This window comes from Streptomyces sp. NPDC058691 (assembly GCF_042714775.1).
Taxonomy (GTDB): Bacteria; Actinomycetota; Actinomycetes; order Streptomycetales; family Streptomycetaceae; genus Actinacidiphila.
Genome location: NZ_JBHXSO010000069.1, coordinates 1 through 10,840 on the forward strand (window position 1 = coordinate 1; position 10,840 = coordinate 10,840).

The 10,840-nt window shown below is 74.7% G+C and carries 11 protein-coding genes; 8 read left to right on the forward strand and 3 right to left on the reverse strand.

Going from position 1 to position 10,840, the window contains the following annotated elements:
- Positions 1–183: 183 nt before the first annotated feature.
- Together ACFWVC_RS33525 and ACFWVC_RS33530 are read right to left on the reverse strand one after the other, a co-directional pair.
- Positions 184–1,497, reverse strand: coding sequence for a glycoside hydrolase family 18 protein (locus ACFWVC_RS33525; protein ID WP_384296536.1), 1,314 nt, complete (start codon positions 1,495–1,497; stop codon positions 184–186).
- Positions 1,498–1,664: 167 nt separating this feature from the next.
- Positions 1,665–3,008, reverse strand: coding sequence for a 6-phospho-beta-glucosidase (locus ACFWVC_RS33530; protein ID WP_384296540.1), 1,344 nt, complete (start codon positions 3,006–3,008; stop codon positions 1,665–1,667).
- A gap of 583 nt (positions 3,009–3,591) precedes the next feature.
- Between ACFWVC_RS33530 and ACFWVC_RS33535 the strand changes: the two genes are divergently transcribed.
- The 7 genes from ACFWVC_RS33535 to ACFWVC_RS33565 are packed head-to-tail and all read left to right on the forward strand — an operon-like array spanning position 3,592 to position 7,894.
- Positions 3,592–4,065, forward strand: coding sequence for a Na+/H+ antiporter subunit E (locus ACFWVC_RS33535; RefSeq protein WP_384296544.1), 474 nt, complete (start codon positions 3,592–3,594; stop codon positions 4,063–4,065).
- A complete protein-coding gene (locus tag ACFWVC_RS33540) occupies positions 4,062–4,340 on the forward strand; it encodes a monovalent cation/H+ antiporter complex subunit F (protein ID WP_384296546.1) in 279 nt (92 codons plus the stop codon). The genes ACFWVC_RS33535 and ACFWVC_RS33540 overlap by 4 nt, the downstream gene beginning before the upstream one ends.
- Positions 4,337–4,639 carry a cation:proton antiporter gene (locus ACFWVC_RS33545; RefSeq protein WP_384296548.1) on the forward strand — a complete coding sequence of 101 codons (303 nt, stop codon included), beginning with the start codon at positions 4,337–4,339 and terminating at the stop codon, positions 4,637–4,639. Before ACFWVC_RS33540 ends, ACFWVC_RS33545 begins: the two co-directional genes overlap by 4 nt.
- Positions 4,636–4,926, forward strand: a complete 291-nt coding sequence (locus ACFWVC_RS33550) for a Na(+)/H(+) antiporter subunit B (protein ID WP_384296550.1) — start codon at positions 4,636–4,638, stop codon at positions 4,924–4,926. The genes ACFWVC_RS33545 and ACFWVC_RS33550 overlap by 4 nt, the downstream gene beginning before the upstream one ends.
- The gene (locus ACFWVC_RS33555; protein WP_384296554.1) at positions 4,923–5,651 is read left to right on the forward strand and encodes an MnhB domain-containing protein; all 729 of its coding nucleotides are present in this window, start codon (positions 4,923–4,925) and stop codon (positions 5,649–5,651) included. The genes ACFWVC_RS33550 and ACFWVC_RS33555 overlap by 4 nt, the downstream gene beginning before the upstream one ends.
- The gene (locus ACFWVC_RS33560; RefSeq protein WP_384296557.1) at positions 5,648–5,992 is read left to right on the forward strand and encodes a sodium:proton antiporter; all 345 of its coding nucleotides are present in this window, start codon (positions 5,648–5,650) and stop codon (positions 5,990–5,992) included. The genes ACFWVC_RS33555 and ACFWVC_RS33560 overlap by 4 nt, the downstream gene beginning before the upstream one ends.
- Positions 5,993–6,001: 9 nt before the next feature.
- The gene (locus ACFWVC_RS33565; protein WP_384296558.1) at positions 6,002–7,894 is read left to right on the forward strand and encodes a complex I subunit 5 family protein; all 1,893 of its coding nucleotides are present in this window, start codon (positions 6,002–6,004) and stop codon (positions 7,892–7,894) included.
- Positions 7,895–8,065: 171 nt separating this feature from the next.
- Here the strand turns inward: ACFWVC_RS33565 and ACFWVC_RS33570 are convergent, their stop codons facing one another.
- Positions 8,066–8,488, reverse strand: a complete 423-nt coding sequence (locus tag ACFWVC_RS33570; protein WP_384296559.1) for a hypothetical protein — start codon at positions 8,486–8,488, stop codon at positions 8,066–8,068.
- 275 nt (positions 8,489–8,763) lie between these two features.
- Here ACFWVC_RS33570 and ACFWVC_RS33575 point away from each other — a divergent pair, with 275 nt between their 5' ends.
- Positions 8,764–10,713, forward strand: a complete 1,950-nt coding sequence (locus ACFWVC_RS33575) for a PAS domain S-box protein (protein ID WP_384296560.1) — start codon at positions 8,764–8,766, stop codon at positions 10,711–10,713.
- Positions 10,714–10,840: the final 127 nt, after the last annotated feature.

The window sequence follows — 10,840 nt, forward strand, 5'->3', positions numbered from 1 at the left end:
CCCCGCCCCCCCCCCCCCCCCCCGGGGGGCGGGGCCCGCCCCCCCCCGGCCCCCTCCCCCCCCCCCCCCGGCCCGCCCCCGCGGGGCGGCCCCCCCGGGGGGCCCCGCCGCCGCCCCCCCCCCCGCCCCTCGGCGTGTGCACGGAGTAAGGGGTACGGGGTACGGGGTACGGCGGGGTGCCGGTCAGCGCAGCCCGCGCCCCAGGGCGGTGATCAGCTCGCCGTCGGGGGTGTCCCCGCTCAGCTCCCAGAAGAAGGCACCGCCGAGCCCCTGGTCCTTGGCCCAGGCGGCCTTGCCCCGCAGGGTGCGCGGCGTGTCGTAGCTCCACCACTCGTCGCCGCAACGGGCGTACGCGGTGCCCGCGACCGTGCCGGTGACCGGGCAGCGGGTCTTGAGCACCTTGTAGTCCTCGCTGCCCGCCTCCCACGTGCCGGGGGCCGGGCCGGTCGCGCTGCCGCCGGGCGCCGACTGCGTCACCCCGGTCCAGCCGCGGCCGTAGAAGCCGACCCCGAGGAGCAGCTTGCCGGCGGGGACGCCGAGCCGGCGGAGCTTCTGCACGGTGTCCGCGGCGTTGAAGGTCCGCTCGGGGATGCCGCGGTACGCGGTGAGCGGGGAGTGCGGGGCCGTGGGGCCGGTGGCCGACCAGGTGCCGAAGTAGTCGTAGGTCATCGGGTTGTACCAGTCGACGTACTTCGCGGCGCGCCCGTAGTCGGCCGCCTCGAGCTTGCCGCCCGGCGAGGCGTCGGCGGTGAGGGCCGCGGTGAGCAGGTTCTTGCGCCCGAAGCGGTCGCGGAGCGCGCGCATCAGGTCCGGGTACGCGGAGCGGGCGCTGGTGTCGCAGGTCAGGCCGCAGGCGCCCGGGTACTCCCAGTCGATGTCGATGCCGTCGAAGACGTCGGCCCACCGCGGGTCCTCGACGAGCTTGTAGCAGGAGTCGGCGAAGGCCTCGGGGTCGGCGGCCGCCTGGCCGAATCCGCCGGACCAGCTGAAGCCGCCGAAGGACCAGAGGATCTTGAGGTTCGGGTACTGCTTCTTGAGCTTCCGCAGCTGGCCGAAGTTGCCGTGCAGCGTGCCGTCCTCGGTGCTGTCGGCGACACCGTCGACACTGCCCGCCGCGTCGTACGGCTGCTCGTAGTCGGCCCAGGAGTCGCCGACGGCGCACTTGCCGTCCGTCACATTGCCGAAGGCGTAGTTGATGTGCGTGAGTTGGGCGGCGGAGCCGGAGGTGGCCACGTCCTTGACGTGGTAATTGCGGGCGTAGACACCCCAGTCGATGAAGTAGCCGACGACTTTCGACCGGTCATGGTTGTCGTGGTGGCCGTGTCCCTGGCCCTGACCGTGGCCGTGGCCGTCCGTGTGTCGCTGGGAGGCCACGGGAGCGCTCGCGGGCTGGGCCGCGGCGGGGCCGGTGACCAGGCCCGCCGTGAGCAGCGCGGTTCCTGCGGCGACGAGGCCGACAAGGGTTCTGCGGACGCGTGATCCCTGCTGTCTGGGCATGCGGTTACCTCGGGTCGGAAGCGGGTGATGGGCGCGCGAGGTGCGGGGACACCCTAGGAGGACTAGACCAATACGGTCAATGGTCTGCACCATTACGGAATCCAGGCCTCCGTGACCCGCCGTCAGGACTGCCCGTCACCGGCCGGCACTCCCCGGCCGGCACCGCGTCAGCCGCGCAGGTACCCGAGGCCGGGAGCCCGGTCGAGATAGCCCCGCAGCAGGCGCCGCGCGACGGCGACGGAGTCGACGAGCGGATGCAGGGCGAAAGCCCGCAGCGCCGCGGCGCGGTCGCCGGTGGTGGCGGCCAGGATGACGTCCCGTTCCACGGACTTGACGGCGGTCACCAGGCCGGCCGCGTGGCCGGGCAGCGGGTCGCCCGCGATGGGGCGCGCGCCGCCCGCGTCCACGTGGCAGGGGACCTCGACGATCGCGTCGGCGTCCAGGGATTCCAGGACGCGGCGGTTGCGGACGTTGAGGATCAGCGTCGTACGCTCGTCCCGCGCGATGGCCCGCATCAGGGCGAGCGCCACGCGCTCGTAGCCGCCCGACTCCAGGTCGGCGGCGTCCCGTTCGCCCGCGCCCGCCGCCTCGCGGACGTCCGCCCCGTAGGTGGCCTCGCGCTCCAGCCGGGTCGCGTCCCAGGTCGCGAAAGGCGGGGTGCCGGGCACCCGCATGCGGTCGTAGAAGCTCCGCTGCTGGTCCAGGAGGAAGGCGCCGCGGGTCTGCTCCGCGGCCTGGGCGGCGGCGACGGCCTCGCGCTGGAAGTAGTAATAGTGCAGGTACTCGTTGGGGACCGCGCCGAGGGTGCGCAGCCAGTCGGCGCCGAAGAGCCGGCCCTCCTCGAAGGAGGCGAGCGCCTCGTCGTCGGCGAGCAGGCGGGGCAGCAGATCGACACCGTCCACGCGGACGGCGCGCAGCCATCCCAGATGGTTCAGGCCCGCGTACTCCAGCCGCGCCCGCCCGGGATCGACGCCGAGCGCGTGCGAGACGCGCCGGCCGAGGCCCACGGGTGAGTCGCAGATGCCGATGACGCGATCGCCCAGGTGATGCGACATGGCCTCGGTGACCATGCCCGCGGGGTTGGTGAAGTTGATGACCCATGCGCGCGGTGCGAGCCGCGCGACACGGCGGGCGATGTCGACGGCGACGGGGATCGTCCGCAGGCCGAAGGCGATGCCGCCGGGGCCCACGGTCTCCTGGCCGAGTACGCCCTCGTCCAGTGCGACGCGCTCGTCGACGACGCGGCCGGCGAGGCCGCCGACACGGATGGCGGAGAAGACGAAGTCGGCGCCGGTGACGGCCTCGTCCAGGTCGGTGGTGACGGTGAGGGCGGGCGCGTCCGCGTGGTCCTCGGACATCTCGCGGAGCACCCGCACGACGGCGTCGAGGCGCGCGCCGTCGAGGTCGTGCAGGGTGACGTGGGTAACCCGCCCCTCGGCGCGGTCCCGCAGCAGGGCGCGGTGGACCAGCGGGACGCGGAACCCGCCTCCGCCGAGAATCGTGAGCTTCATACCTCGACATCCTCCACCCCGGCCCCGCGCGGCGAGGTCCGGGTCGTCGCGCGTTCCGTGGCACCGGCCCGGCCGCCCCGGTCCCGGGGAGCCCGCACACGGACCCCGACCCTACCCGGGCCACCCCGCGAAACGCCGAAGCCGGGCGGCGTCGCGCCGCGTGGGGTGACAGGCCGTCAAGGGGGGGGGGAACACCTCCCCGCGCGAGGGACGTCGGCGGCCCCGGGTTCCATTCCCCTTCGTCCACCACAACTGGACCTCATACGCCTTCCATGGTGCCGACGTCCGGGAGAGCGCCCTCGGCAACATCTCGGAGTTGATGCGCGCCGTCGCGCAGATCCCGCTGCCGACGAGGACGGGGCCCACGTCACGGCACTGTCGGGCCGGCCGGCCCGGCGTACCGCTACCTCGACGCCTGACTCCCGCGCGGGAGCACCGCATCAGGGGGCCGGGGCCGGGTAGACGCGAGCCAACCCGGTGTGGCGAACGGGTGGCAGCGCCCGCGTGGGCGGCGCGCGGGCGCTGCGGGTGCCGGCCGGGCCGGTAGACCTGGCTGGCGGCGTGGTCGGACGGGGAGGCAGCGATGGGGCGCAGGGCGGCCGGGGTCGCGGGGTGGCTGCTCGTGCTGGAGGCGCTGTACGTGGTCCTGATCGGCCCGGTGACCGTGCTGGAGGCCGTGGTCGGGGCGGCCGGTGCGCTGCTGGCGGCAATCGCGGCCGACGCCGTGCGCGTGGCGTCGGGGGCGGCACCCGGAGGCGCCCGGTACGCGGTGCGGGCGGCCCTGGCCTGGCCGGGCGCGCTGCTCTCGGAGACATGGCAACTGGCACGGGCGGTCCTCGGCGCGCGGCGCCCGCGGGGCGGCTTCGGGCAGGTGCGGCTGCCCGACGGCGTCGGGGCGGCGTGGGCGGCGGCGGTGCTGTCGGCGACGCCGGGGGCGTACGTCGTGGCCTTCGGCGAGGAGGACGAGCGGGTCCTGACGGTGCACCGCCTCGGTGACGCCACGTCAGGTCTGGAACGCGCGCTGGGCGTGCGGGGCGTCGAGGAGGCCGAGGCGTGAACGCGTGGCTCATCGCGGCGGGGGTGCTGCTGGCCGCGGGCCTGGGACCGTGCGCATGGCTGGCGCTGCGCGGTGCCGCGCACACCCGCCTGGCCGGGGTGAATCTGGCGACGACGCTGGTGGCGGTCGAGTTCCTGCTGCTGGCGCAGGGCTTCGGGCGCAGCTCCTACGTCGATCTGGCGCTGGTGCTCGCGGTGGTCGGCCCGGTCGGCACGCTGGTGTTCACGCGGTTCCTGGCAGGCGAGCCGCATGAGGGCGGCGGACCCGCGACATGACGGTCCGTCACGGTCTCGCACTCGCGCTGCTGGTCGCCGGCAGCGCCGTGCTGCTGCTCTCCGCCGTGGCGATGGTCCTGCTGCCCGGCCCCTACGCCCGCCTGCACGCTCTGTCGCCCGCGGCGTCATTGGGCGCCCCGCTGATCGCGCTCGCGGTCGCGGTGGAGACCGGACCGGGCCGGGCGGCGCTGAAACTGCTCCTGATCGGCGCCCTGCTGGCAGCCGCGGGACCGGTGACCACGATGGCGATCGGCCGGCTGACGACGCGGCTCGACGAGGGAAAGGACCCGGCCGCATGACGGGAACGACCGCGGGCGACGTCCTGATCGCCGTCGCCCTGCTGCTGGTGGCGGTCACCGCGACCGCCGCGGTGCTGACCCGCGACCCCGTGCGGCAGTCCGTCGTCCTGGCCATGCTCGGCCTGGAGTTCGCGGTGCTGTTCACGCTGCTGCAGGCACCGGACGTGGCCCTGTCGCAACTCGGCGTGGGGTCGGTGCTGACACCGCTGCTGATCCTTCTGACGGTGCGCCGGGTGCGCCGCGGGCCGGCCGGGGAACGTGGCGCGGCCAAGAGGCGGCGCCGGTGAGCCGCACCACCCGGCTCCGCCTGTTCCTGGTGGCCGCGGCCGTCGTCTTCGCCGGGTTCGCCCTCGCCTGCGTCCAACTGCCGCCGTTCGGCGGCACGTCGCACCCGTACGGGGAGCGGGCCGTCGCCGCGGCGCTGGAACAGCGCACCGCCAACGTCGTCTCATCGGTCAACTTCGACCAGCGCGCCTTCGACACGCTCGGCGAGGAGTCGGTGCTCTTCGCGGCGGTGCTGGGCGCGACCGTGCTGCTCCGGCTCGCCCGGGACGAGCGCAAGGCGGCCCCCGCGGCGCAGCGGGTCCTGCCGCCGACCCGGCTGTTCGGTGCGCTGCTGCTGCCGTTGACGATGCTGACCGGCTGGTACGTCGTCGCCCACGGCCAGCTCAGTCCGGGCGGGGGCTTCCAGGGCGGGGTGATCCTCGCCTCGGGGCTCCATCTCGCCTACGTGGCCGCCGACTACCGGGTGCTCGGCCGGGTGCGCCCGCTGGCCGCGCTCGACGTGACGGACGCGCTGGCGGCCGCCACCTTCACCGCGCTGGGCCTGGTGGGCCTGGCCGTGGGGGGCGCGTACCTGGAGAACGTGCTGCCGCTGGGCACCTTCCGTGACCTGGCCTCCGGAGGCCTGGTGCCGCTGATCAACGCCGCGGTGGGGATCGAGGTCGGCTCGGGCGTCGTCGTGCTGCTGGCCTCGTTCCTCGACCAGGCCGTGGAGGTGACCGAGAAATGAGCGTGCTGCCCTACCTCGTGGCCGGGTGGGTCTTCCTGGCGGGCGTGTACGGGCTGGTGACCAGCCGCGACCTCATCCAGTCCGTGGGCTGCCTGAGCGTCGCGCAGTCGGGCACCTATGTGCTGCTGCTCGCCGTCGGCTACCGGCGCGGCGGGACCGCGCCGGTGTACTCCGACGCCCCCGTCCGCACACCCGTCGTCGACCCCGTCGTGCAGGCTTTGACGCTGACCGACATCGTGGTGGGCGCCGTCGTGACGGCCCTGCTGCTCAGCCTCGTCATCCAGCTCCGCAAACGGCACGGGACCCTCGACCCCGAGTCGCTGACCGGCCTGAAGGGCTGAGGGGCGGGCGTGGGTACGGACGTGGCGGGGGCGTACGTCCTGCTGCCGCTGGCCGTCGCCGTCCCGCTGCTGGGCGCGGTGCTGCTGGCCGTCGCCGGCCGGTGGCTGCCGCGGCTGGGCTGCGATGTGCTGGCCACGGCCTGCGCGGCGGCCGAGGTCGCGTGTGTGGCGACACTGTGGGCGCGCACCGGCGACGGCCGCGCGGTGACGTGGCTGGGCGGGTGGCGGCCGGAGGGTCCCGGCGGGCACGGCGTGGGCATCGTGCTGGAGGCGGACCGCGTGGGCGGCGGCATGGCGCTGCTGGTCGCCGTGCTGGTGCTGGCGGTTTTGACGTACTCCTGGCGGTACTTCGAGGAGCCGGGCGGCGACAACGCGGGCGCCTTCCCGGCACTGCTGCTGCTCTTCGAGGCGGGCATGTGCGGCTTCGCGCTCACCGGCGACCTCTTCAACGCCTTCGTCTTCTTCGAGCTGATGGGCGTGGTCGCGTACTCGCTCACCGGCTACCGGATCGAGGACCAGCGGCCGCTGCAGGGCGCGCTGGCCTTCGGACTCGTCAACTCGCTGGCCGCGTACGCCTCGTTGATGGGCATCGCGCTGCTCTACGCGCGCACCGGCGAACTGGGCTTCGCGGCGATCGCGCGCGAACTGGCCCGGGAGGGCGGGCCGGACGCGCTGGTGGTGTGCGGTTTCGTCCTGGTGATGACCGGACTGCTGGTGAAGGCCGCCGTGGTCCCCTTCCATCTGTGGCTGCCGGACGCGCACGCGGTCGCGCCGACCCCGGTGTGCATGCTGCTGTCCGGGGTGATGGTGGAGCTGGGCGTGTACGGGGTGGCCCGCGTCTACTGGGCGGTCTTCGCCGGCCCCGGCGGCATCCCGCACCACGCGCTGCGGGACACGCTCACGGCGGCGGGGGTGCTGACCGCCCTGGTGGGCGCTGTGATGTGCTGGCAGCAACGGCACCTGAAACGGCTGCTGGCCTTCTCCACGATCTCGCACGTCGGCCTGTTCCTGGTGGGCCTGGCGACCCTGACGCCGCTCGGCACGGCCGGGACCGCCGTGTACGTCGCCGGGCACGCGGGCGCCAAGGCGGCGCTGTTCGGCCTGACCGGCGTGCTGCTGGACCGGTACGGCTCGGTCGACGAGCACGGGCTGCACGGCCGGGCCCGCGGGCTCGTCCTGCCCGGGGCGCTGTACGTCCTCGGCGGGCTGGTGCTCGCGGGACTGCCGCCGTTCGGTACCGGGCTGGGCAAGGCGCTGGCCGAGGAGGCCGCCGGTCACTGGCAGGGCTGGCTGCCGGCCGTCTTCGTCCTGGCCTCCGCACTGACCGGCGGCGCCGTCCTGCGGGCGGCGCTGCGCGTCTTCCACGGCGCGGGGCCACGGCCGCGGGCCCGGCCGTGGGAGCCGGAGACGAGCGGCGAGGGCGAGGAGCCCGAGATCCGCGACCCGCGGCGGCCGCTCCCGGCCCCCATGCTCGCGGTGCCCGCGTTGCTGCTGCTCGGCAGCCTCGCGGTCGGCGCACTCCCGTCCGCCGGCGCCGCCCTCGCCTCCGCCGCGGCCGTCTTCACCGACCACCCGGGCTATGTCGCCGCCGCGTTCGGCCCGGCGTCCGCCGCCGTTCCCGCCGGGCCGGCACCACCCGCGCACTGGAACACCGCCGGGGTGCTGCTCGGCCTGCTCTCCACGGGACTGGCCGTCGCGGTCGCCGCGGCGGCGGTGTGGGGCCCGGGCCTCACGGGCGCACTGCCCGGACGGGCCCGTTCCGTTGCGGCGGCGGTCACCCGCGGGGCCGTCGTACCGCTGCGCCGGCTGCACTCCGGACTGCCCGGCGACTACGTCACGTGGCTCACGGTGGGAGTGGCTGCGCTGCTCATCGCCTTCGGCGCGCAGTCCGGCATCGGCTGACCGGCGGCGCCACCGTGCCCATGGGAACGGCGGAGTGCCGCTTAGGGCTCGCCCAGTCGCGGGTTTCGCACCGGAACACGTCGCCTGGCGGGCGGTACCGCTGTTCGCGCTGGACGCGGCGCCTACGTCCTCGCGGACTCCGGTGGGGCCACCGGGCTCACCGCAGCCGAATCACTCGCCCGCCCGCGCCGCCACCGCGGTCGTCGACACCACCAAGTCACCGCGCCAGAGCGCCCCTTGGCCGACATCCCGCCCCGCAGCGATGTCGCCGCCGGCCGTGCCGACAGGCCCGCGGGGCCCCGCTTCCGCGCGGTCGCGGCGGCCCTGCGGATTCCGGTGGGCCTCGCCGCCTCTGAACCACTCGCCGACCCGAGCGGCTGCTGCGGCCACCGTGGTCGTCCCGCCGGGTCGGCGCCGTGGCGTTCTACCCGTCGCCGCCGGCCGGCGCGATGAGCCGAGGATCCGCCGGCGGCACCACACGGTCGTAGCCGGCCGACGGCCGACCGCACACAGAAAGCCGCACAGGGTGTCCACCCCGGCCTGGCCCTGCAGCTCGCGAAGGTCGACGTCGAAATCGATCTCCTCGGCTGACATCGGACGGAAGATCACCAGCACATCCGGTACCGGCGGGCCCGCGCGCCAGTGCGGCACGGCCCCGGCCGCAGGTCGTCCGGAAGTCGCTGTCGCGGTCGGGCGGGAGAGGTCATCCGGTGGCGATGGGCTGCCGGAACGACATCGGAGACCGCCGATTGAGCAGTTCCGTGCGAACAGGACCGCTTTCGGCGCATCCCCGGCAGCCGCCCGCGGACAGGCCCTAACGTCCCGGCCACGGCCCTGTACGGACCGCTCGAGGGACAGGGGAGAGCACGATGCACACGACCGGGGACCAGCGGACGGCCGTTCGCCCCGCCGAGGGCGACAGCACCGCCGAGGAGATGTTCCGGGCCCTGCTGGAGTCGGCTCCCGACGCCATGGTCATCGTGGACGACACCGGCACCATACGGCTGGTCAACGCCCAGACGGAGTCCATGTTCGGGCACACCCGCGAGGAGCTGCTGGGCCGCCCGGTGGAGGTGCTGGTCCCCCGGCGCTTCCACGGTCACCACCCGGCGTACCGGCACGGCTACGCGGGCAACCAGCAGGTGCGGCCCATGGGCGCCGGGCTCGATCTGTACGGGCTGCGCAAGGACGGCCGCGAGTTCCCCGTCGAGATCAGCCTGAGCCCTCTGCAGACCGCCGACGGCCTGCTCATCTCGGCGGCCGTACGGGACGTCAGCGAGCGCAAGGCGGCCGAGGAGCGGATCAACGAACTGGCCGTACTGGTCGAGTCCTCCCAGGACGCGATCCTGGCCAAGACCCTCGACGGCCGGATCACGTACTGGAACGCGGCCGCGCAGCGGCTGTACGGCTACGCGGCGGACGAGGCGATCGGGCAGCACGTGTCGATGCTCGCCCCGGCGGAACTCAAGGAGGAGATCGCCGCCCTGCTCGGCCGCCTGGGGCGGGGCGAGCGGGTCGAGCACTTCGAGACGCTGCGGGTCACCAGCTCCGGGCGCCTGCTGGACGTCGACGTCACCCTGTGGCCGATCCGGGGGCGGGACGGCGCCATCGTCGGCGCCTGCTCCATCGTCCGCGACATCGCCGACCTGCGGCGCGCCGAGGAGGAGCTGACCGAGCTGTACCGGCAGCAGCGGCACATCGCGCTCACCCTTCAGCGCAGCCTCATGGGCTCGCCCGCCGAACCGCCCGGGATGCGCACGGCCAGCCGCTACTTCCCCGCGACGCAGGGCGCGGGCGTGGGTGGCGACTGGTTCGACCTGATCCCGCTGGGCGGGGGCCAGGTCGGCGTCCTGATCGGGGACGTGATGGGACGCGGGCTGGAAGCGGCCGCCGTGATGGGGCAGTTGCGCTCGGCCGCTCGGGCCTTGGCCAAGACCGGCATCCCGCCGCGCCAGTTGATCCAGGGGCTGGACGCCTTCGTCCACGACCTGCCCGATCAGCTCGTCACGTGCTGCTACCTGGTCGTCGACTCCGACGCGGGCGAGGTGACGGTGTGTTCCGCGGGACATCTGCCGGTGCTGCTGGTCGGCCCCGGGCCCGAAGCGCCGGTGCGGCCGCTGCCCGCGCCGATCAGCGTGCCGCTCGGGGTGGGCGACGTGCCGCACCAGCAGGTCTGCGTGCCGGTGGCGGCCGGTTCCACGCTGGTGCTGTACACCGATGGGCTGGTGGAGACCCCGCGTTCCGACATCGACGAGCAACTGGAGCGCCTCAGCGCCGAGCTGAGCTGTGCCTTCGCGCGCTCCGCCGAGCTCGAGGAGGCCGCCGACCTGGTGCTGGCCGCGCTGCGCCCGGACGCCGACGGGCACGCCGACGACGTCACCCTGCTGCTGGCCCGGCTGCCCGAGGCGCCGCTCGCGGCCACCGCGACGGAGATCGACGCGGTGCCGTCCGCCGTCGCCGAGGGGCGGCGGTTCGTCCACGAGACCCTGCACGCCTGGGAGTGCGGCCACGTGTCGGACTCGGCCTGCCTGCTGGCCTCCGAGGTCCTCACCAACGCCGTGCGCCACGCCCAGGGACCGCTCGGCCTGCGTCTGCACCGCACCGCGCTGGACGTCACCGTCGAGGTCTCCGACCACAGCACGCACATCCCCCAGCGCCGCCCCGCCGACCTCGCAGACGAGTCCGGCCGCGGCCTGCTGCTCGTCGAAGCGCTCGCCGCCGGCTGGGGCACCCGGCCCTCCAGCGACGGCAAGACCGTCTGGTTCACCCTCCGCCTCCGCCCAGCCCCCGCCCCCGAAGCCCCCCAGACCCCGCAATGACCCCGCCCCCAAGGGGCGCGCGGAACTGCGCCACCCACCGCAACCGACCCGCATCAGTCAGACACCCGGACGGCGGCCACGACCGCCACCCCCACAGGGGCGCGGGGAACTGCGCGACCAGCCCCCA

What these genes read in the sequence shown, in the direction of transcription:
- ACFWVC_RS33525 (WP_384296536.1), bottom strand. Translation starts at nt 1,497, where the DNA reads ATGCCCAGACAGCAGGGATCACGCGTCCGCAGAACCCTTGTCGGCCTC.
- ACFWVC_RS33575 (WP_384296560.1), top strand. Translation starts at nt 8,764, where the DNA reads ATGCACACGACCGGGGACCAGCGGACGGCCGTTCGCCCCGCCGAGGGC.
- ACFWVC_RS33570 (WP_384296559.1), bottom strand. Translation starts at nt 8,488, where the DNA reads ATGTCAGCCGAGGAGATCGATTTCGACGTCGACCTTCGCGAGCTGCAG.
- ACFWVC_RS33545 (WP_384296548.1), top strand. Translation starts at nt 4,337, where the DNA reads ATGACGGTCCGTCACGGTCTCGCACTCGCGCTGCTGGTCGCCGGCAGC.
- ACFWVC_RS33535 (WP_384296544.1), top strand. Translation starts at nt 3,592, where the DNA reads ATGGGGCGCAGGGCGGCCGGGGTCGCGGGGTGGCTGCTCGTGCTGGAG.
- ACFWVC_RS33550 (WP_384296550.1), top strand. Translation starts at nt 4,636, where the DNA reads ATGACGGGAACGACCGCGGGCGACGTCCTGATCGCCGTCGCCCTGCTG.
- ACFWVC_RS33530 (WP_384296540.1), bottom strand. Translation starts at nt 3,008, where the DNA reads ATGAAGCTCACGATTCTCGGCGGAGGCGGGTTCCGCGTCCCGCTGGTC.
- ACFWVC_RS33560 (WP_384296557.1), top strand. Translation starts at nt 5,648, where the DNA reads ATGAGCGTGCTGCCCTACCTCGTGGCCGGGTGGGTCTTCCTGGCGGGC.